Origin of the sequence: Burkholderia sp. SRS-25, assembly GCF_004343765.1 — a bacterium.
Classification (GTDB): domain Bacteria; phylum Pseudomonadota; class Gammaproteobacteria; order Burkholderiales; family Burkholderiaceae; genus Burkholderia; species Burkholderia contaminans.
Genome location: NZ_PTXM01000002.1, coordinates 295,062 through 316,981, shown reverse-complemented (window position 1 = coordinate 316,981; position 21,920 = coordinate 295,062). Strand labels below are relative to the sequence as shown.

Below are 21,920 nucleotides of genomic sequence, written 5' to 3'. Positions count from 1 at the left end.
GAAACGGACTCCTTGTTATTGCGCAGCCGACGCAGCGGTCGAACGCGCAGCAGCATTGGCGACAGTGCTCGCCGGCGCGGCGCCGGGCGCATTCGCGGCGCTTCCCGGTGTGCCGGACGCAGCGTCCGGCGCAAGTGCGAGCTGCGCCGCGACGGTCTTCACGGTCGCACCCGGGCGCACCTTGTCGACGCCCTGCACGATCACGTGATCGCCCGCTTGCAGACCGCCTTCGACGATCCAGTCCTGGCCGTACGTGCCGGCCGTGGTCAACGGTCGTGTCTCGACCTTGTTGGCCGCGTTCACGACCAGTGCGATCGCCTGGCCCTTCTGGTCATGCGTCACGCCGATCTGCGGCACCAGGAACGCGTTCTCGTTCACGCCTTCCTCGATCCGTGCGCGCACGAACATGCCCGGCAGCAGCACGCGGCCCGGATTCGGGAACACCGCGCGAATCGTTACCGAACCGGTGGCCTGGTCGACCGTCACGTCCGAGAACTGCAGCTTGCCGGCTTCCGAATAGGTCTTGCCGTCTTCCAGGATCAGCGACACCTTCGCGGCGCCCGGGCCGCTCGTCTTCAGGCGGCCGCTCTGCACGTCCTGACGCAGCTTCAGGCCTTCGAGGCTCGACTGCGTGAGGTCGACGTACACCGGATCGAGCTGCTGCACCGTCGACATCAGCGTCGCCTGGCTCGCCTGCACGTATGCACCCGGCGTCACTTGCGAGATGCCGACGCGGCCGGTGATCGGCGACACGACGTCGGTATAGCCGAGGTTGATCTGCGCGGTATCGACCGCCGCCTTGCCGGCTGCGACGTCTGCCGCGGCCTGCCCTTGCGTGGCCACTGCGTTGTCGTAGTCCTGCTTGCTGACCGCGTTCGCGGCCACCAGCACCTTGTAGCGCGCGACCAGTGCGTTCTGCGTGACGAGGTTCGCCTGTGCCCTAGCGAGCGTCGCCTTCGCGCTGTTCAGCGCGGCGACATACGGTGCCGGGTCGATCTTGTAGAGACGCTCGCCGGCCTTGACGTCGGTGCCTTCGGTGAATTCACGGCGCAGCACGATGCCGTCGACCCGCGCGCGCACCTGCGCGACGAGGAACGCGCTGGTCCGGCCCGGCAGTTCGGTCACCGCCGGCACAGCCTGCGGCTGGACGGTAACGACGCCGACTTCCGGCGTTTGCGGCGGCGGCGCCGATTCTTTTTTCCCGCACGCGGCCAGGAAAACGGCAGCCGTTGCAGCAGTGATTAAGCGGTATGGAACCCGTTCGACGCGCATGGAGCGACCTCTCACAAATAGACGACCTTCAATGGGAATCACCAGATCTCCTCGTGACCTGCACGCGCGGCCGGAATGCTGTCGCTTCCCGTTTGCCGCGGATGCGGTCGCGTATTTCGGGCGTGCGTTGCGCCCTGCGGAGCGTTCGTTCGTCGAACTGCTTCCGAGGAAAAAACCGTGAGCCCGCAGCACCGGCGGGCGGGCGTTGCTGCGGCGACCAACCGGCCCGCTAGCTCGCGGGCCGGAACGCGGCGCCGGCGAATTCGATGAATGCGCGTGCAGCGGCCGGCAGATGCCCAGTGCGTGCATGCGCGAGCTTCAGCGTGACGGACGCGAGCGGGCGGACCGGAGCAACGCGCACCAGCGTGCCGGCCGCCAGATCGGCTTCGACGAGATACGCGGGCAGTACCGCGGCGCCCATGCCGGCCACGGCCAGCCGCCGTGCCATCTCGAGATGGCCGACGCCCGGGCTGCCGCCGGGCGACGCGTCGGGTCGAAATGCCGCCGCATCGTCATCGCCGGCCGCCGGCAGATCGAGCCGCACGGCCGTGATGTCCGGCCAGTCGCCCGACGCAGCCGGGCCGCCGTGCGCGTCGACATAACCCGGTGCCGCGACGCGCACGGATTCGTACGCGGCGAGCGTGTGCAGCGCGTGCGCGCCCGTCACAGGCATGCCGTCGGTCAGAAACGCGACGTCGATGTCTTCTGATGTCAGGTCGACATGGGCATCGGTCAGCGTCACGGTCGGTCGCACGTCCGGAAACCGGTGCACGAAGCGATCGAGCAATGCACTCAACTGGCTGAGCCCGAACGCGACCGGCGCGGCAATGCGCAATACGCCTTCCGGCTTGCTGCCCATCGCGACGAAACGACCGTCGATCTCGTCGATCGCACCGAGAATCCGCTCGACGCGCGCGAGATACAGCTCGCCGATTTCCGTCAACGACTGGTGGCAGGTGCTGCGTTGAAGCAGGCGTGCGCCGAGGCGCGTCTCGAGCGCATCGACCAGCCGACTCGCCATCGCCGTCGACACGCGCAGCCGCGTCGCCGCCCGGCGAAACCCGCCTTCCCGTGCCACCGTCACGAATGCCCGAATCGATTGAAGTTGGTCCATTTGTCCGGATTTCCCTGCGCGGTTGACTGCCTTGACGCGCCGCTTCGTGGCCGCGTCGCGACCGAAATGAAACGGCCCGACCAATGCGGCGGCACCGACGCCGGCTACGCGAGGTCGGTCGGCACGCTCGCGCCAGACGCGCGCCGGCATGCAACGGACGCAAGCCGGCCTCGGCTGGCCCGATGCATGAAGTTTCGAATAGCAGTCCTGAGTCTTTTCCAGTGGTTCGCCGCGACAACACCGGCAGCGTCCGCCGGCCATGCGACGGTCATGCCCGCATCGCCCGAGCGCACTGGATCACGTTTGTTTCAGCAGGTGCAATGGTATGAAAACGGCCGGAAAATGGCTTGCCCGATCCTGCGATTGTTTTGCCTTAATTTCCGAATTTGTGCGCTGCACACCGCGCAGCAACCAGCGATGTGGTCACCGGCCATGCAGATCCGGATGATCGGGCTAATTTCCCACAGGTTTAGGCAATCACGTGCACACGACTCGCCGTACGATGTGACCGCCGTGCCGGCGCCCCCTGCCGGGACATCAACAGGGAATCGCAGCCGCGCACCTTGCACTGACCACTCCGCCATTCGCTCACGCACTATGGAAATCGACGCCCGAACGCCGCCGCTACAGCGCATCACGCCCGATCACGCCCCTCGGTTGCCGGCCCCGTCGCCCACAGCCCGGCTCGCTGCGCTGATCGCCGCTTATGCACCGCACGACGGCACGTTCGAGCTCCCGGTGCGTGGCATGCGCATCGGCCGTGCGTCCGCGTCGCCGCCGCACTGGAACCACGGCGTGCACCACGCGTGCCTGAGCATCGTCGGGCAAGGTGCGAAATCGGCGCGGGTCGGCAACGACACCTACGTGACCGACGAATCGCGGATGATGGTCGCGACAGCGGACCTGCCCGTCACCGGCCGCGTGATACGCGCGAATCCGGCCGAGCCGTTCCTTTACGTGCAACTCGATCTCGCCCCGGACCGCATCGCGGCACTCACGCCGCGCGTGTTTCCGCACGGGCTGCCGAAGGCGGTCGACTACGGCGCGCTCGACACGCACGATACGCCGCCGGAAATCGTCGACGCCATCGCGCGCCTGATGCAGCTGATCGCGCAACCGGACGACATCGACCTGCTCGCGCCGCTGATCGTCGACGAGATCCTCATCCGGCTGCTGCGCGGCCCGTCGGGCGCGCGCGTCGCGCAGGTCGGCGTGACCGATTCGACGACGCAGCGCATCTCGCGCGCCGTCGCCTGGATTCGCGACCACTACCTCGACCCGATGACGGTCGAATCGCTCGCGCGGCAGGTCGACATGAGCCCGTCGACTTTCCATCACCACTTCCGTGCGGTCACGTCGATGAGCCCGTTGCAATGCCAGAAGGTATTGCGGCTGCAGGAGGCGCGCCGCCTGATGTGCCTGTCGGCGATGGATGCGCGGCAGGCGTGCCGCAGTGTCGGCTATGTGAGTGCGTCGCAGTTCAGCCGCGAATACGCACGCCTGTTCGGCGACGCGCCGGGCCGCGACGTGCTGAAGCTGCGCGACGAAGCCGTGCCGCTATCCCGCGTCGCGCCGTAGGCCGGCTGGACCGTCAAGCGGATGCAGCTTTGCGCATGCGTGCGATGAAGCCGGTCGAACCGATTCCAGGGGGCGCCACGCACCGAACCACCGATGCTCGATATCGAAAGCAAGCGCTTTCATAAAGGCACACCGGTTGCCCAGGCGTCATTGCCGGGGTCGGTCGTGAGGATGTGGCCGATATTCGCGTCAAATACAGGACTGCGTATTATTGGCGCGATCGACACGCAACTTCGTACTCACATGCGGAAGGCTCGACTTCAGGACTTGCAGGAAGCATGCAGTGCGGCTTCGTCGGCGGTCAGCATTTCTGGCACGCACTCGCGCAGGAAATCGACGAACGTACGGATCTTCGCATCGAGATACTGGCGCGATGCGTACAGCGTGTAGACCGTCAGTTTCTGCAACCGGTAGTCGGGCAGCACGCGCACCAGCGAGCCGCTCGCCAGCGCGGGCAATGCCGACGACATCGGCAACGAACCGATGCCGAGGCCGGCGCGCAGCGCGGCGCCGAGCGCATCGGCGATGTTCACCTGGAAATCCGGCAATGGCAGGTCGAACGTCTCGGGGCCGTCGGGACCGTCGAGATGCCAGCGGTCGCGTGGAAACACGGGCGTGACGATCTGCAGGCACGCATGGCCATCGAGATCGCGCACCGTGCGCGGCGTACCGCGCTCCTTCAGATACGCGGGCGACGCACACAGCACGCTGTGCACCTCGCCGAGCCGCTGCGACACGAGCCCCGAATCGGGCAACTCCGTCGCGCTCAACTGCAGCGACACGTCGTAGCCTTCGTCGATGATGTCGGGCACGTGCTGCGACAACGTCAGCTCGACCGCGACCGATGGATAGCGCTGCCGGTAGCGCACGACCGCGGGCACCACGTAGGCCTGGCCGAAGCTCGTCGTCGCATGGACATGCAGCCGCCCGGACGGCTTTGCCTGTGCGTCGGCCGCCTCGGATTCCGCTTCTTCGATATAACCGAGGATGCGCTGGCAGCGGTCGAGATAGCGCTGCCCGGCGTCGGTCAGCGCGATGCGGCGCGTGCTGCGGTTGAGCAGACGCGTGCGCAAGTGCGTTTCGAGCTGCGAGACCGACCGCGATGCGTAAGCCGTCGTGATGTCCAGGCGCTGGGCTGCGCTCGTGAAGCTGCCCTCTTCCGCCACCCGGACGAAAATGCGCATCATCTGTAACGTGTCCATCGACCTGTCCCCGGGATTGAGATCACGTCGCGCCACCGCGCGGCCATGGTGTCGGCAGCGCCGGCGCAGGCCGGTCTGGCGCGAATTGTGCGGAACAGTACAGCAGCAGTGCAGACGTGTCCAGTTCGCCGTATGCGGCGTGATCCGGATGCCGAATCGTCTCGCGAGTCGCCGTGCGCATGGTGTACGGACCGGGCGCACACGCGCCTTGTCGAACCGGCACACGACCGGCATCGGATCGGCAATAACTACCCGGCAACCACGATGCCGCCACGCGATTCACGGCATGTACGACGTATCAGGCCCCGGCGGCCGCATCGAACGGATTACGCAACACGATCGTGTCGTCGCGCTCCGCGCCGGTCGTGATCATCGATACCGGTGCGCCGGCGACCGCTTCGACGCGTGCAATGAAATCCTGCGCGGCGCGCGGCAGCGCAGCACGTTCACGTACTCCCTTCACGGTGCCGCACCAGCCGTCGAACCGCTCGTACACCGGCTTGGCGCGCGACTGCGCATCGAGGCTCGCCGGCAGATGATCCACCCGCGCGCCATCGAGTTCGTATCCGACGCACAGCGCGATCGACTCGACACCGTCGAGCACGTCCAGCTTGGTAAGCGCCAGCGAATCGATGCCGGAGATCCTGACGGCCTGACGCAATTGCGCGGCATCGAGCCATCCGCAGCGGCGCGGTCGGCCGGTATTCACGCCGAACTCCTGCCCGCGCGCACGCAGCGTTTCGCCGGTCGCGTCGGACAGCTCGGTGAGGAACGGGCCGCCGCCGACCCGCGTCGCATACGCCTTCGTGACGCCCAGCACGTGGCCGAGCTTCGACGCACCGAGCCCTGTACCGGCCGCCGCCGCCGAGGCAACGGTGCCGGACGACGTCACGAACGGGTACGTGCCCCAGTCGATGTCCAGCATCACGGCTTGAGACCCCTCGAACAGGATGCGCTCGCCGCGGTCGGTCGCGTCGTTCAGATCGGCCCAGACGGGACGCACGAACGGCAGGATCCGCGGCGCAAGGTCGATCAGCTTCGCCAGCATCGCGTCGCGGGAATACTCGTCGAGCCCCAGGCCACGGAACCACGCGTTGTGATGGTCGACGAGCACATCCAGTTTAGCCGCGAGCTGGCCGGGTTCCGCAAGATCGCCGACGCGCAGCCCGCGACGCCCGACCTTGTCCTCGTAGGCCGGCCCGATCCCGCGCAGCGTGGTGCCGATCGGCTCGCGGCGCAGACGCTCCTGAGCCTGGTCGATCGCGCGGTGGATCGGCAGCACCAGCGTTGCGCTCTCGGCAATCGACAGGTTATCCGGTGTCACCGACAGCCCGAGTTCGGCCATCCGCCCGATTTCCGCGAGCAGCGCTTCCGGATCGAGCGCCACGCCGTTGCCGATCACGCCGCGCTTGCCGCGCACGACACCGCTCGGCAGCAACGCGAGCTTGTACGTCTTGCCGCCCACGACCAGCGTATGACCCGCGTTGTGGCCGCCGTTGTAGCGTGCGACGAGATCGGCCTGTGCCGCCAGCCAGTCCACGACGCGCCCCTTCCCTTCGTCGCCCCATTGGGCGCCCACGACCACCACGTTCGGCATGCTCCGCACTCCATGTGAGAAATTCAGACAGTCATTCGGCCGAGCCGGCCGATTGTGTGCCATATTGGCGGAGCTTGAGCACCCGATCAAACGATTAAACCTGAACTGTCGTGTGAATAAATATCACACGAAAGATGCAATGGCCCGACGACTCCCTCCGCTGAATTCGCTGCGTGCGTTCGAAGCCGCAGCGCGCCTCGGCAGTTTCACGCTGGCCGCGGACGAACTTTGTGTGACCCACGGCGCGATCAGCCGGCACGTGCAACAGCTGGAAGCCTGGCTCGGGCGGCCGCTGTTCGAACGCCATAACCGGCGGGTCGAGCTGACCGACCCGGGCCGCGCGTATCTCGCCGAGGTCGGCGCGTCGTTCGACCGGATCGCGCTCGCCACCGCGCAGCATTTCGGCCACGCGCAGCAGCGCGTGTTGCGCGTCAGCGCGCCCGCGACGTTTTCGTTGCGCTGGCTGGTGCCGAAGCTGTCGTCGTTCCAGGTCGCCCATCCGGCCATCGAGGTGCGGCTGTCGACGTCGAACGAGCCGATCGACAAGCTGCGCGACAAGGTCGACCTGATCGTTCGCGGCGGCCCGCAGGCCATCGACGGTTACGTTGCCGAGGAATTCCTGTCCGAGGTCCGGCTGCCGGTGTGTGCGCCGAAGCTGCTGGAGGGCCGGCCATTGCGTACGCCTGCCGATCTGGCCGGCTTCACGTTACTGCACGCTGCCACCTATCCCGGCATGTGGCCTGAATGGCTCGCGGCGGCCGGACAGCCGAATCTCGTGCCGCGCCACTCGCTCACGCTCGAGCACTTCTATCTGACGCTGCAAGGCGCACTCGACGGGCTCGGCGTCGCGATGGGGCCGATCGCGCTCGTCGCGGACGACATCGCGGAAGGTCGGCTGGTGCAGCCGTTCAGCGAACCGGCACTGCCGCCGTGGCGCTACTTTACGTACGTGGCCTCGGCACGCGCGAACGACGAAGCTGTGCGGGCGTTCAAGGATTGGTTGAAGGTGGCGGGAAATACGGCCGCGCCGCGAGTGCGGAACTGACTGCGCCGGTGTGCCGAGAGCGTGCCGAGACATACAGGAATGCGAATCAAATAACGCAAGCGCCTGGATAGCGTATTGCCTTCGTCGATACCGGAAATGCTGGTTTCGATGTGCGCCGCGCAGACGCGACGCACGCGGCAAGCCGCGGATCGAACCGTGGCTTGCCGCCGGCCGGCGCTTACTGACTAGCGCCGGCGGCTTTCTTCTCCGCGTTCTGCAGGTTTTGCGGATAGTTCGGATCATTGGCCGCGGGCTTGTAACCAGCGTCTTCGAGTTTCTTCAGCTCGGCGTTGTTCTTCGCACGCGCTGCCTTGTGCTCTGCCTTGCGTTGGGCCCGGGCCGCCTTGCGTGCCTGGCTCTTCGCTGCCTTCGCGTCCTGTGCCGCGGGTGCGCTGGCGTCTGTCTGCGCAAACGCAGGAACTGCCGAGCCGAACAGGAACGCGGCTGCGGTAGCAGCCAGCGTGAGTTTTCTGATCTGGATTTGCATCGCTGAACTCTCTTTTCTGGTTTATCACGGATTGAAAGACCATCGAGATACCGCCCCTGCCCCGATCGGTGTCATGCAGAGCTCGGGACCTGTGCATCATAACCGCGCCGAGAAAAATGTGGCGCCAACGTGGGAACGGAATTGGGGATACACGTATGGGAGAACACGTGGATGCCGGTCGACTGTCACAGGCAGGACGAACTGTGTGGCGCGCGTCGATACATGGCCGATCGTGCTGCGACGGAGACTGGAACGATCGGTGTACCCGCGATTCAGCGCCGAGGATCGACCATCTACGCGCGGTGCAGTGCGATGTGAGTTATCCAGGACTGTTTCATAGGCGGTGTTGCGCGCACGCTCACGCCCGACGTGACTGTTACCAGACCAGTCATGATCACAGCATCAGCAGTCGAACTGTGTGCCGGGTTGCCAGTCGACGCGGTTCAAGCGACGGTTCCTCCCATAAACGACCACGATTCGGTTTTACGACGATCAAGGCATGCACGTTTGCATCGCCGCGGCGTTCGGCATTCGATCCGGCAACCAATCGCCGCACTGTGATGCCGAGCGTTATCTGAGCCGGTACGACGCGTCACCGCGTGGCCCTGTGGTCCGTATGACGAATGGCGTGAACACATTGCGCGCGGTGAAGACATCGGCGGGATTCACTTCACGGCTGCACCGACGATGCCGCACCGATGTCGCTGTGCTCGTCCGGTGACCGTGGCACGCCGGGTTGCGATGTCGCGGCTACGCTTGTGATCCGCCCGATTCTGCTCAGGAACGCATCGCGCTGCGCCCGCGAACCACAGGTTTTTCATTCCGCAGCTTGGGTCGCCCGGCATCCAGGCGCGCGTCGCTGCCTGCACAGCAGGTCGAGTCGTACGGCTTCGCCTGGTTGGTGAGCTTTTACAGGATTCGGAACTGCCGGAAGGTGAGCATGTTCGGGATCATCGTTCGAATTCGATTGCGGTGAGCGTCCAGGTTGCCGACATCTTCACGTTGGTTCGCAACGTGCCCTGGATCGCTCCAGAAGCCAGCGACGGGTAGATAGCGCGCCCACACCCATTTCATCTGCCGGCAGCCGTTCCCGGGCCTCTCCTTGTGACCCTGGCGCACAGCATTGCACTTCGGTTGGTCGCTCCAAAGGTAGAAAGTTGGAAGACCACAGAGGCAGCAAAGCGAACGGCGTCGATTTCCTCTGTTCACAGCCCACAGGCTAAATTTGACGAGAGACGCGCGTGAGCAAACGGAAGAACTTGTCCACGGCCAGGGATGCGTGAGTGCAAAAAACCATGCGGCTGCCGTCCCGGATGATTTCAAACTGCTGTGAACGAAACCAAAGAGATTCGTGTTTCCGGATCGTTGATCGGCTTTGCGGGTCGTCAACGTGCGCTACCGAGGTCACGGAGCGGGTTTTTTGATCCCATAGATGGGAACCTGTGCCTGAAAACGGGGCTTTCTTCCCGTTTTTCTCCCATAGGTTTCTACGTTTCAGGCCTATGTGAGTGTGCACTCACCTCTTTCGAGAGCCTTGTCAGGCCTGGAGCCTGTGCAGAACAGGTAGCCAAGCGACTGATTCCAGGCTCAAATCGATCGTTCGAGGTGCGAGCAACCCCATAGACGGCTCCCATTGGTAGCGGTTTATGGGGTTGGTCTTTCTGCGGAAGCACACGTGTGTTTACATCTTTTGTAAACCACGTTTACATCTTTAACTACCTTTAGACGGCTCACAGCCTTATCTGACAAGGCTTTGATGGGTGTTCGGTACCCATTTATGGGAGCAAAGGTGGAAGGGCTTGGGAGTTTAGGTCTGTGGATTTGGGGATTGGGGTACCGGGTTGTGGGGAATCGGGGTTGTGGATATGGGGCACGCGTACCCGGTTATGGGAAATCGGCCGGGAAACGCGTTAGGTAGCCGTCTATGGGAACACCTGTGGGTAGCCGTTTATGGGGCGCATTTTTTTGATCCGTGAACGCTGGGTCGCACAGTGATTTTTCTCGGTAGCCGCTTATGGGGCGCGCCAAAGGTAGCCACTTATGGGTCCCATTTGAGGCGGCTCGATTGCCTTTCTCCATGATTTACTGTGGTGGATTCCCACGGACAGGATCGATGGCATCGACAGGTAACCTTTTATGGGGAAACCAATAGGTTGCCGTTTATGGGAGCGATGTTTGCCTTCAGGGCTGAAATCGATGCTGCCGGCACAGCTAGAGCTGATCGAAAGGTACCCTCCTGTGGGAATCCGCAAAGGTAGTGAGTTATGGGAAAAAAGGCGGTCTGTGTTGCAGAGCACCACGAATTCGCCCAACGATCTCGATTCTCCGCGTTTGCTTCCCATGGATGGTTACCTTGCCGCGGGCAAGTCTCATGCCGGGTTTCTGCGTCCGGGCATGAAAGGTAGCGGCTTGTGGGAAGCATTTTTGTCGAAAGGTAGCTGGATATGGGGTTCCGTAAATATCACGCGAATGTAAATTTTCCTTTTATATCTGTAGGTTAGAAGAGGGAGTGCAAGTAAAGCTGGAGCAAGGACGTTGCTCGTCGACGCGAAAAGGTATAAAGTCCGCTTTCAACAAGGTCACCTTATCCGGACATTACGATGCCGCGCAAGCCCGCAAGCAAAGGCTCAGACAAACAGGTTTCGCTGTTTCAGACACCAGAGCCTCCCGACTTGCTGCGCAAGGCGGTCCAGGCGATTCATATCGCGCCCAAGTCCGGAAAGATCGGTCTGCAGCAGCGCAAGATGTTCAGCTCCCTGATCAAGAACGCGCTTCGACAGGAGGCGTTCGAGCCAGGCCGGACGAGTTTCTCGATCTCGCTTGCGTCGCTTTCGCATGAGAGCGGGTTGAACAGCAACAATACGAAGTATGTGAAGGACACGGTCAACTCACTGATCAGTACCGTCGTCAACTGGGACTATCTGGCCGCGGATCGGTCGACGGTCTGGAAAGCGTCGGGCCTGCTCGCCGGCGCGGAGCTCGAGCAATCGGTGCTGAAGTACAGCTTCTCCGACCAGATTCGCAGCGAGTTGCTCAACCCCGAGATCTACGCACTGATCGATATGCGGATCGCCCGCGAGTTCCGGCGGTCGCACTCGCTCGCGTTGTGGGAAAACACGGTGCGCTACGAGGGGATCGGCATCACCGCGAAGATCCCGTTGCCGAAATTTCGTGACCTCATTCTCGGTCAGGACAAGGCGTCGCAGTCGTACAAGGAATACAAGCTGTTCAAGAGCAAGGTCCTGGTGCCGTGCATTCAGGAGGTGAACGAAGTTTCGGATCACACGCTCGAGTTGATCGAACACAAGTCCGGCCGGAGCGTGGAGGCGGTTCAGTTCAAGGTGACACGCAAGCAGAGCACCGATACGGTGGAGGACGGCGACGTCAAGAACGAAGCGCTGGTCGAGGAGGTCGCCAAGTTCGGCATCCCGCGCTCGGAAGCGCGCCGGCTGATCACGCAATATGGCGTGCAACGCATCAAGGCGGCGATTGCCTATACGCTCAATCGGACTACGAAGAAGAATGCGGCCCCGGTCGACAACGTGGCAGCCTATTTCCGCAAGGCGCTGACGCACGGCTACACGCTGTCCGACGGGCAGGGAACGGAAGCGGCGGCCCCGGCGAAGGAATCCGCGCAGAGCAAGCAGGAACAGATTCGCGACAAATATCTGGCTGCGAAGGTCGAGGAAGCCGGCGCGTATTTCCGCGAGCTGGAGATCGACGACCAGACCAAGCTGATCGAGCGCTACAACGAGACGGTGGCAGGCTCGAAGGACTTGACGCTGTCGCCGAAGAAGAAGGCGAGCAAGCTCGCGCAGACCAGCTTCTTCCGATGGCTCGCGCTGGATACGTGGGGCGAACCGACCTCGGACGACTTGCTGGAATTCCTGCTGAAAAGCAGTCTCGCCGGCAACTGAACGAAGGCCTCGCAGCCGGAGGTGCGTCGCGCGCCGGACATCGTCGTCCGGCTTCGCGGCGCAACGCGGATGCGAGGCCTTCTGCTTTTCGCGCGTTACTGTTGCGTGGCCGTTGCCAGTTCGGCAACGTACGCGTCGATGACGGTCTTGAGCTTGTCGGCAAGCGCTTCCTGGTGCGATGCGTCGACGCCCTTGAGCTGCAGATCCAGACGTCCGTCCGGATAGGTTTTCAACTGGCCGATCGCTCGCGATTCGAGCGCGAAGTCATGTCGAACGCTGTAACGCGTACGTCCCGCTTTCTTGCTGCCGTCGCTTTGTGCGCGCAGGAAATTCTCCAGATCACGAACCGACTTTTTCCGATCGATCACGGCCGTTAACAGCCGGTCGGCAGTCGGCTCGCCCAGGCGTTCGAAGATCAGCTTCAGGAAGTACGCCGCCTGCAGGCCGACCACGTCGTTCGCGCTCGCCATCCGCTCCAGGAGTGTGTTCGGGAGCGCGTTGAGCGACAGCGTCTTGCTGATCGATGCCTTGTCCTTGCCGATCTTTTCCGCCAGCGTGTTCTGGTCGGAAAAGACCTTCTCGTCGAGGAGACGCTTCCACGCGACTGCATCGTCGAAGATCGTCTGGCGTTCGTGATCGTGGTTCGCGCGATACGCGATCGTGTAGAGCTGCTCAGGCGTGTGATCCGTGCGGAACGTGGCGTTGATGGTTTCATCGCCGTTGATGCTCGTTGCGCGGAGCCGGCGTTGCCCGTCGATCACCACGAGCTTGCCGGGAAACTCCGGGAGCCGCGTAACCTTGATCGGCTCGATCTGCCCTTCCCGTTTCAGTGTCAGAGCGAGCTCGTGCAGACTCGACTCCGAGTAGAACACGCGCGGATTGAACGGGTTCGGAATGCAATCCTTGACGAACACCTTCTGAGGCGCGCCAAGATCCGGCGTGCCGGCCGGCGAGGCCGCGGCCGGAGCGCTGGCGGGTGCCGTTTCGCCGACGACATTCGGTGCAGCCGCCGGTTCGGGCAGCCGCGTTTCGAGTGCCGCATTCTCCTGCGCGAGTCCGCGCAGCAGGCCGGCTGCGAGATGCAGGTTGCCGGTCGGCTTCTTGTCTTTCGATGTGTCCTTAGCCATGGGCGGCTCCGGTAGCGCGCGTCGACGCGATGTATTGGGCCATTTCCGTGACCAGCTTTTCGATTTCCGCGCGGGCTTCTTTCAGGCCCTTCAGATATCGATTGTGGTGATGGATCGTGGTGCCGAGCGCAAACGTCTGACGGTAGACCTCGCGCTGCGCGATCTGGCTGTCGAGCAGATGCTCCCCTATTTCTTCAGCTCTTAGAATTTTTAAAATTTCTTCACGCATTTTAGTTTTTCCATTAACACTATTCAGCATTAATGCGGAAGAAAGATTCGGGTTACGGACGGACCGCATCGACTCGATCATGCGGATCATCGCAACCGTGCTGTAGAGATCGGCTGGCGATGGTGAGAGCGGCACGAGGCAGAAGTCGGCGACCTCGAGTACGGAGGCGATTCGCGGGTCTTCGAGGTTGCCAGGACAGTCGACAACGATCACGTCGAAGTTCGCGTCCTGTTTCTTGATCTCGGCGCCGATGCCGCGACCGGCAGGGGCCAGAGAAAGCACCGTCATCGGCAGCGTGTTCTCGCCGCTCGTCACCCAACGGACGGACGTGCCTTGAGGGTCGGCATCGATCAGGGCGACCTTGTTGCCGCCGGCTTCGAAAGCAGCAGCGATATTGACGGAGATGGTTGTCTTTCCAGTTCCACCTTTTTGATTACTGACGGCGATCTTGAAAGCCATTAAATTCCTCCACGGAGTTTTGCGTAATATATGCAGTTATTATCAAAATGTCCAGAAAAGCCTTCGACGCGATGTAGGCCTTACGCATCGGCGAGGTTGTCACGTGACAAGTGGGCCGAATGGCTAACGAGTCAGCCGCGATTGGCGGTCGAGTAAAAATAAAATTAACTATCTCGATTGAAAAGAGCGTCCAAAGAGCGAGAGAAAATGCGAAAAATTTCAATGTCGATGGCGGCGCTAGCGAATGAAGATGAACCGCTCGCGGTCGCAGTGTTCTCACAGAGCTCGCTACAGTCTTCGAGAGTCAATTCATGGCCATCACCGGAAAACTTGTTGTCACGTGACAAATGACGGGGATTTGCCCCACCTCAATGCAATCCGGTGCCGAGAAATCTTTGAATTGATCGCTCTCATAGCCATGGGCGAGTCATTCGACGCTCGAAATCGGATCTGAGGTTTGGCATGACGCGTCTCGCTCGACGAGTTGTCACGTGACAATCGATTCGGAGTGGAAGGTAACGTCAGTGCCGAATCGTCCGTCAAAAGGCGTTGTGATGGGACTCCATAGGGCATGAGCACGTGGATCGCTAAGGAGAAGATTCGCCTCGCTGTCTCGTCGCGACAGGCAGTTTCCTGGGCAAATTGGCTGGGGCGTTGTCACGTGACAACTGGAGTGCTGTATCGGGGGCTTGCTTTGCGAGGCGTTGGATTGCGCCGCTTGTAGGACGGAGGCGCCTATGTCGGCGAGCCTTGGTCATCAATAGGCCTGCAGACACGGGGACTACGGCGCAGGCTATTCGCAACGACGTGCCAGAAGAACGATGCCGTTCAGCTTGCAGGGCCGTGCTCACAAACGGGTGTCATGAGTGTCTTTGATATGACCCCATTTAATTTGAGGCGTTCAGATCAACATTGCGCCCGGGTTGTGCGGAAGGGGAGGGTACGGGCTTCGCCGCGTGTGCCCTGGAGCTACGACCAGTGCACTCGCGAGCTTCTGCACACCAGGCAGGCGTTCGAGGCTCCGATTTGAGACGAACTTGGGTGTTGAAGGCCCGATAACAACTCAAACGGGCCGGATCGTGAAACAATTCCCAGAAATTCGGTGTTCGGGGAAATCCTTGTCTGGCAATGGGTTGCGCTATATTCTTCATGTTGTTTCACGCAAAATCGCCGGGATCGATCATGTAAATAGGGGCGTATGGCTATTTTGCGTTCCTCGAGCCAAAGGCGGTGGAAACATGCCGAGTATTGTATTAATTTATACGTGATTTGTTGTATTTGAAACGATTCTGGCCGGTCTGACGCAGAGATACATCGAATTGAGGCTAAATCAGACACATCTCGACACGGCGCCGAGACCCTTCCTGATGCCTGCGCCGATCTATTTGCGAGAGTTGTCACGTGACAACGCACACTACCACCGCGTAAATCGGTAGTTCTCAGCGTGGTGCGAGACTCACGGCACTGCAGAGTTTGTGGCCGAGTGTTCGGAGGGTACTGAGACGACTTAGTTGCGGAGACGGCAAAATCCTCATCAGTTCATGAGGTCGGTATGAGACGTCTTGCCTCTGGCCGATGAATGCTTGCGAGTTCGGATACAGGTTCGACGCTGCGAGGTGCCCACGCCCCGCTCGATACATAATTTGAATTCGCGGTGGGCTGCCGAGCCATCAATCCGGAGTTAGCAACAAGCGCGCATCTTGCTGCACTCGTCTGGCTCAAGCGGGTCGGCCCTTCACACGTGAAGGGCCGACCCAAGCATTTTGCGGGTACCACCAAACAAGGTATCTCACATCTCCAGTACGGTCCCGGTGATCAATACGTCGCCGCTGCCGAAAGAACGACATCGGTTCCGCTTCGCAGGCTATCGATATCTCGCCGCGGAGAATTTCCGAACAACCGGCTGTATTCGCGATTGAACTGAGTCGGACTCGCATATCCGACCCTGAACGAGGCCGACGTGGCGTCGAGCCGCTCGGACAGCATCAGTCGACGCGCCTCATTGAGACGTATCCATTTCTGGTACTGCAGTGGGCTCATGCCGGTGAGTTGGCGGAAGTGGTGGTGGAAGGTCGAACTGCTCATTTGTACCTGCGCCGCCAGATCGTCGACTCGAAGCGACTCGTCGTAATGGGTCCGCAACCACTGGATCGCCCGCGATACGCGATTGCCCTGACTGCCGGCGGACGCAATCTGACGCAGACGGGCACCCTGGTCGCTCGTCAGCAGCCGGTAATAGATTTCCCGCTCGACGTACGGTGCAAGAACTGCAATCGCATTCGGATCATCCAGCAACGCCAGCAACCGGTTCACTGCGTCGTACAGCGGTTCGTTCATCTCGCCGACGACGAGGCCCCGGCCTGCCGGGGCTTCCTCGTGATCCGCTGCGACCTGCGCCATCAGTTCGGCCATGACGCGAAAATCAAGCTTGAGCCCGATTCCGAGAAACGGCCTTTCGCGGCTGGCCTCGATGACCTGCGTCGAACCGGGCAGGTCGAGGGACGTGATCAGAAAGCGGTTGGCGTCGCAGAGATATACATCGCCGCTCTGAATGAGCCGCTTCGTGCCCTGGACGACGAGACCGAAGCTCGGCTCGACCATGCAGTCCATCGGCTGCGTTGTCGCCTCCCTTCGATGGAAGCTCAGGTTCGGAATGGCCGTGGTGAGGTGATCGACGCCTTCCGTCCATCTCGCGACACGCTCCGCGAGCGTCTGCCGCAAGTCGTTCTCTCGGCTATAGCGCGTCGATCGGGAAATTGCCGGGTTGAATGCGGCGATGGTGGCGTCTTCGACGGGTTGGCCTGGTGCCGGATGCATGACTTCTCTACTCAGGAATCGGGTCTACAGACAGCCCGTCGACGTGCGGGTACGCCGGCAATGCGCCTGCCGGAGTCGCGGCATTGCCGCGCTCCGGGGAAAATGCACAACGGTCGGTGGGTTTTACTTCGCGGCCTGCGACGCGCAAAGCGTCCAGCGGCGCGATTTCGCGGCAACGGACGTCACGCGCTCGTCGACCGTGCGCCACCACCGCTCGCCGCGATGCGGTTCGTCGAGTGCGAGGCGCTCGCCCATCCTGGGCGTCGACAGATCGACGCCTCGCACGATTGCCAGTGCCGTGACGCGCTCGAATGGTTCCAGCCAGCGATGCATCGCGAGATCGAACGTGCCGTTGTGAATCGGGACCAGCCAGCGTCCGCGCAAATCGATGTGCGCCTGCACGGTCTCTTCCGGCTGCATGTGTACGTACGGCCATTGCGCGTCGTATGCGCCTGTTTCGATCAGCGTGACATCGAACGGCCCGAGGCGCTCGCCGATCGTCCGGAAGCCGTCGAAGTAGCCGGTGTCGCCGCTGAAGAACACGCGCAAGTCGTCATCGACGATGACCCAGGACGCCCACAGCGTGCTGTTGCCGTCGAACAAGCTGCGTCCGGAAAAGTGCTGGGCAGGTGTCGCGGTCAGCGTCAGGCCGGTCACGTCGACGCTTTGCCACCAGTCGAGCTGGCGGACTTTCTTCGCGTCGATGCCCCATTCGATGAGGCGGTCGCCGACCCCCAGCGTTGTCACGAACACGCCGGTGGTTGCCGCGAGCGCGAGCACCGTGTCGCGGTCGAGATGATCGTAGTGATCGTGCGACAGGATCACGCCGCGCAGCGGCGGAAGATCTTCAAGCGTGATCGGCGGCGCATGGAAGCGCTTCGGGCCGACGCGCCGAAACGGCGATGCGCGTTCGGCAAACACGGGATCGGTCAGCCAGAATTCGCCGCGCAGCTTGAGCAGCAGCGTCGAGTGACCAAGCCGGTACAGGCTGCGATCAGGGGCCGCGTCGAGTTCCGCGCGCGTCAGCGAATCGACGGGCAGTGCCCCTGCCGGCACGGTATTGCGCGGCTTGTTGAACAGCATGTTCCAGGCGATCCCGAGCGTCTTGCCCAACCCCTCGACGGGACGAGGCGCGACATTGCTGAAGCGCTCGCCATTGTGCTGCGGCGAGCCGCCAGATAGCGTGCGGCCGCGCCGGGCGGCCGCAAAACCCAATATGCGATGAATCAAAACGAGAGGCGATGCCATGTCGGTTCGTCCGGAAAATAAAGTACACTAAACAGTGTAGTTTATTTTTGGAATAAGTAAACTGCCCGGTGTAAAATTTCTGAATGGATACCAGTACCCCCCCTCAGCGCCTGACCGATCGAAAGCGCGCGGCCATCGTCGATGCGGCCATCGAGGAATTTCTCGCGTCGGGTTACGACGCGACCAGCATGGACCGCATCGCGGCGCGTGCGGACGTGTCGAAGCGCACGGTCTATAACCACTTCCCGGGCAAGGAGGCGTTGTTCGCCGCAATCCTGCAAAAATTGTGGGATGCGACCCGGACAGTCAGTTCGCCAACCTATCGTGCCGATGTGCCGCTGCGCGAGCAATTGCTCACATTGCTGGATCGCAAAATGCGCCTGCTTGGCGACGAGGCATTCCTGTCGCTCGCACGCGTCGCGATCGGTGCGGCCATCCATTCGCCGGAACGTGCGCGTGACATGGTCGAACGTCTCGGCGAGCGCGAGGAAGACATGACGGTCTGGGTGCGGACGGCCGCGGCGGCTGGACGCCTGTCCGTCACCGATCCGGTGTTTGCCGCGAATCAGTTGCACGGTGTCGTGAAGGCATTCGCGTTCTGGCCGCAGATAACGATGGGCCAGCCGCCGCTCGCGGAGCCGGCGCAACAAAAAGTCGCTGAATCCGCTGCCGACATGTTTCTCGCGTACTACGCGCAACCGGAACACACCGACGCATCGCGCGACGTAACGGACTGATCGTGTATCCGGTCGAACTTGCATGAGTCGAGCCTGGCGCAACGTGCACGATCGGTACGTGCCTCGCAACGTCGAGCCGGCAAACCGGTAAACCGGCAGATCCGATGGAGCGAATGCGGATTGCCTCATCGGATCTCCGGCCATTCAGCGGAAATCGGCGATGCCGTCTGCGCACCTGAAACCGAACGTGAGTAACGACGAATGAAGACGCTGTTGATCGTCTATCACACGATGACCGGAGGCACGCAACAGATGGCCGAAGCGGCCGCCGGCGCTGCGCGCGAGCAAACCGGCGTCGACGTGAGGCTGCAGCGCGCCGATGCGACGAGCGCGGCCGACGTGCTGGCCGCCGACGCCTATCTGTTCGCAACGCCGGAGAATCTCGCGGCAATGTCCGGGCTGATGAAGGATTTCTTCGACCGCTGCTACTACGCGGCGCTCGATCGCGTGAACGGCCGCCCGTATGCGGTGATGATCTGCGCGGGAAGCGATGGGCAGAACGCGCTGCGCCAGATCGACCGGATCGCGACCGGATGGCGGTTGAAGAACGTGGCGCCGGGCCTGATCGTCTGTACGCACGCGCAGACGCCGGAACGCATCCTCGCGGCGAAGACGATCGACGGAGACGATCTCGCGCGCTGCGCCGAATTGGGCGCCGGTCTTGCAGCGGGACTCTCACTGGGCGTTTTTTGATCGCCAGCGCTGCGACTGCGAGGACCGGTCGACGCACGTTTGTGCACGCGACGCGCGCTCTTGAGCAGCACCGATCGTGCGGTGTGCGGGGCCGGCCGAATGCTCGGCCGTCAGCCGCCCTTTGTCGTCTCGGAAGGCCGGTGATATTCGGGCCAAAGACGTTTCACGAGATCGCGCGATGCGCCATAGGCATGGCAGCTGTCGATCTTGAGCGGTTTCCCGTCGCTGTCGCGCGCCTCGAGCGACGACTTCCGCATGCCGACCATCGTTTGATAGGCCGTGGTGGCGATCGGGCCGAGCAACTCCTTCAGGTGCGTGCACGTATCGCAGGACGGCAGGCGCTTGCGAATCTCGCTGTTCCAGCCCGCGCCGATCCTCAGTCCGACGAGTGCCTGCAGCGAGTCGCCGCCGCCTGGGCACTGCGCATACGGATGCGACCGGAGGAACGTGGACACGGCGCGGACTACCATGTCAGCGTCGAAGACCAGCGTCACGCCGAGGTCGTGAATCGGCGATAGCGCAGCGACCGTCCGCGTGCCGCCCGGCGGCGTGAAATCAAAGGTTTTGCGGTCCGAGAGGCAGGCCGTTACTTCGAACCGGCCGTCGCTGCGCCGATAGCCGCGCATGTCGATCTGCCTATGGTGAATTTCCTCGCGCGTGACGCCGTCGTGCGGGATGTCGTGTGGGGGAACCATGTATCTGCTCCGTTTCGTGCAACCGGTTCGTTCTTCTGGCAGGCAAGCGGGATGTCGGCGGCTCGCCGGTCGGGCGCGGCGAAACGGGTGGAGGTACGCCACCGACGACATCGATCCGGCCATACTACGCACTTTTCTGCCTCTTCGTGCGCCACGGGATGGATGCGGACGCAACGAGTCGTGTGCGGGCACCGATGGTGTCGAATGGGTACGGCACTTGCGCCGATTCATCGCCGTGATCGTTGATTCGCACACAGCCGACGCCGCTGCCCCGGGATGCAGCGGGATGCAGAATCGCAGCCGGGGCCCGAGACGCACCGATGCGGCGGGATCGCGTCCGACACCCCGAGGCGGGATACCACGTGTCGGGCATCGGTCGATGCCGCCGAGGCAGTCGCAGTACGGAAGATGGCCCCGATTTCCGCCAACCAGAGTGAACGGCGTGACTTCCGGAAACGTATCCCTATAATGCGCAACACGACCGCATGGGCGCATTTCCGGTACCTCGAATCGGGCCAATGCAGACCAGTGAGTCAACCGGCCGCCGCGCGTACCGGTATACTTCCACTCCTGCCTTGTCCGGCATCGTGGCCGGGTGCCTGAAAACAGAGTGGCGTGCGCGATGCGGCCCCGTAGTATTCCGCATCGGCGGCAGACGGGTCGCACGCATGGCGGCGAAGCTTGTGCGCCGCGCGGCATGGCCGCACGAACCACACCTTATATTCCTGGTGGATTGAATTTATGGGTTTTGAACAACTTGCCGAATTGCGGGCGCAGCTCGCAGCGAAGGCCAAGCAGGAGCGCAACGCGAAGCGGCCGGCAGCGCCGGCGGACACCGGCGCGAAGCCGAAGTCCGGCGACCAGCCGCAGCGTGGCGCCAAGCCGGCTGCGGCCGGCGGCAAAGCAGCGCACCGCGCGAAGCCGGCTTCGGCGAAGCCGGCGGCGCCGGTCGATCCGGTCATCGTTGCGATCGGCAAACTGCAGCGTAAGTTTCCGCGTGCGTTCCCGAAGAATCCGGCCCCCAAAGTGCCGCTCAAGGTCGGTATCTGGGACGACCTCGCACGTGAAGCACAGGCCGTCGGGCTCAACGAAGCCGAACTGCGTGAAGCAATGTCGACGTGGTGCCGTGGCAACCGTTACTGGTCGTGCCTCGTCGAAGACGCCGTACGGGTCGATCTGCAGGGTAACGAAGCAGGGCGTGTCACGCATGACGACGCAGCGCGGGCACGCCGGCTGAAGGCGCGCCGCCCCGGCAAGGGCGCGGCACAAGCGGCCAAGGGCGCGCAGCAGCAGCCGAAGGCCGAACAGCCGGCCGAGGCCACCGAGCCGCAACCGGCAAACGTGGAAGCGCAAGCCGACGCCGCGCCGCAGGTCGAGCAGCAAACGGCCGGAAACGAGTAATCCGCACCGCGCCGCTGCATACCGCACGGCGCTGTCCCGCAGTCACAACGCCTGCGATGAATGCACGACAGACTGACCTGCCTCGACCGAGGCAGGTCACGACTGCTCCCACCGGTGCTCGCGCGCCGGGCGCTTACCTATCTCACCTCGAACAGACCACGCGACCGGACGAAGAAAGTTCGCCGATCGGTGCTGCACGCGCGTTGTTCCGACCTTGTCGTTTGCGCATGGACGGCACGCAATCCCCGAATACGGCAACGCCTCGTTCAGTTAATTCGTTTTCCTAAGATAGAGGCATACCG

The 21,920-nt window shown here is 62.7% G+C and carries 16 protein-coding genes; 6 read left to right on the top strand and 10 right to left on the bottom strand.

The window, feature by feature from the left end; all coding sequences use genetic code 11:
- Positions 1–15: 15 nt before the first annotated feature.
- Both C5O79_RS02260 and C5O79_RS02255 read right to left on the bottom strand, forming a co-directional pair.
- Positions 16–1,272, bottom strand: coding sequence for an efflux RND transporter periplasmic adaptor subunit (locus C5O79_RS02260; protein ID WP_122478405.1), 1,257 nt, complete (start codon positions 1,270–1,272; stop codon positions 16–18).
- 229 nt (positions 1,273–1,501) lie between these two features.
- The gene (locus C5O79_RS02255; RefSeq protein WP_047853682.1) at positions 1,502–2,386 is read right to left on the bottom strand and encodes a LysR family transcriptional regulator; all 885 of its coding nucleotides are present in this window, start codon (positions 2,384–2,386) and stop codon (positions 1,502–1,504) included.
- Positions 2,387–3,133: 747 nt separating this feature from the next.
- On the opposite strand from C5O79_RS02255, the gene C5O79_RS02250 reads away from it, so the two are divergent.
- Positions 3,134–3,964: an AraC family transcriptional regulator gene (locus tag C5O79_RS02250; protein WP_236862396.1), complete on the top strand. Its 831-nt coding sequence runs from the start codon at positions 3,134–3,136 to the stop codon at positions 3,962–3,964.
- A gap of 260 nt (positions 3,965–4,224) precedes the next feature.
- Here the strand turns inward: C5O79_RS02250 and C5O79_RS02245 are convergent, their stop codons facing one another.
- Both C5O79_RS02245 and C5O79_RS02240 read right to left on the bottom strand, forming a co-directional pair.
- Positions 4,225–5,166: a LysR family transcriptional regulator gene (locus tag C5O79_RS02245; RefSeq protein WP_046547229.1), complete on the bottom strand. Its 942-nt coding sequence runs from the start codon at positions 5,164–5,166 to the stop codon at positions 4,225–4,227.
- A gap of 298 nt (positions 5,167–5,464) precedes the next feature.
- Complete coding sequence (locus C5O79_RS02240; RefSeq protein ID WP_131931092.1) at positions 5,465–6,763, bottom strand: adenylosuccinate synthase; 1,299 nt, start codon at positions 6,761–6,763, stop codon at positions 5,465–5,467.
- Between the two features lie 139 nt (positions 6,764–6,902).
- Between C5O79_RS02240 and gcvA the strand changes: the two genes are divergently transcribed.
- Entirely contained in the window at positions 6,903–7,808 is a 906-nt protein-coding gene (gcvA, locus tag C5O79_RS02235) for a transcriptional regulator GcvA (protein ID WP_046547227.1), read from the top strand.
- Between the two features lie 178 nt (positions 7,809–7,986).
- On the opposite strand, the gene C5O79_RS02230 is transcribed toward gcvA, so the two are convergent.
- Entirely contained in the window at positions 7,987–8,295 is a 309-nt protein-coding gene (locus C5O79_RS02230) for a hypothetical protein (RefSeq protein WP_046547226.1), read from the bottom strand.
- A gap of 2,600 nt (positions 8,296–10,895) precedes the next feature.
- On the opposite strand from C5O79_RS02230, the gene C5O79_RS02225 reads away from it, so the two are divergent.
- The gene (locus C5O79_RS02225; RefSeq protein ID WP_039369202.1) at positions 10,896–12,212 is read left to right on the top strand and encodes a replication initiation protein; all 1,317 of its coding nucleotides are present in this window, start codon (positions 10,896–10,898) and stop codon (positions 12,210–12,212) included.
- A gap of 95 nt (positions 12,213–12,307) precedes the next feature.
- On the opposite strand, the gene C5O79_RS02220 is transcribed toward C5O79_RS02225, so the two are convergent.
- The 4 genes from C5O79_RS02220 to C5O79_RS02205 form a co-directional block, all read right to left on the bottom strand.
- Positions 12,308–13,339 (bottom strand): ParB/RepB/Spo0J family partition protein, encoded by a 1,032-nt coding sequence (locus C5O79_RS02220; protein ID WP_046547225.1) that lies wholly within the window; start codon positions 13,337–13,339, stop codon positions 12,308–12,310.
- Entirely contained in the window at positions 13,332–14,027 is a 696-nt protein-coding gene (locus C5O79_RS02215) for a ParA family protein (RefSeq protein ID WP_039369209.1), read from the bottom strand. The genes C5O79_RS02220 and C5O79_RS02215 overlap by 8 nt, the downstream gene beginning before the upstream one ends.
- A gap of 1,815 nt (positions 14,028–15,842) precedes the next feature.
- Positions 15,843–16,844: an AraC family transcriptional regulator gene (locus C5O79_RS02210; protein WP_047853048.1), complete on the bottom strand. Its 1,002-nt coding sequence runs from the start codon at positions 16,842–16,844 to the stop codon at positions 15,843–15,845.
- 123 nt (positions 16,845–16,967) lie between these two features.
- Entirely contained in the window at positions 16,968–18,092 is a 1,125-nt protein-coding gene (locus C5O79_RS02205) for an MBL fold metallo-hydrolase (protein ID WP_047853049.1), read from the bottom strand.
- A gap of 83 nt (positions 18,093–18,175) precedes the next feature.
- On the opposite strand from C5O79_RS02205, the gene C5O79_RS02200 reads away from it, so the two are divergent.
- Positions 18,176–18,829 carry a TetR/AcrR family transcriptional regulator gene (locus C5O79_RS02200; protein WP_047853050.1) on the top strand — a complete coding sequence of 218 codons (654 nt, stop codon included), beginning with the start codon at positions 18,176–18,178 and terminating at the stop codon, positions 18,827–18,829.
- A gap of 201 nt (positions 18,830–19,030) precedes the next feature.
- Positions 19,031–19,522, top strand: a complete 492-nt coding sequence (locus tag C5O79_RS02195; protein ID WP_046547221.1) for an NAD(P)H-dependent oxidoreductase — start codon at positions 19,031–19,033, stop codon at positions 19,520–19,522.
- 110 nt (positions 19,523–19,632) lie between these two features.
- On the opposite strand, the gene C5O79_RS02190 is transcribed toward C5O79_RS02195, so the two are convergent.
- Positions 19,633–20,217, bottom strand: coding sequence for a DUF2889 domain-containing protein (locus tag C5O79_RS02190; protein ID WP_046547220.1), 585 nt, complete (start codon positions 20,215–20,217; stop codon positions 19,633–19,635).
- A gap of 741 nt (positions 20,218–20,958) precedes the next feature.
- Here C5O79_RS02190 and C5O79_RS02185 point away from each other — a divergent pair.
- Positions 20,959–21,618: a ProQ/FinO family protein gene (locus C5O79_RS02185; RefSeq protein WP_047853051.1), complete on the top strand. Its 660-nt coding sequence runs from the start codon at positions 20,959–20,961 to the stop codon at positions 21,616–21,618.
- The last annotated feature ends 302 nt before the right edge of the window (positions 21,619–21,920 follow it).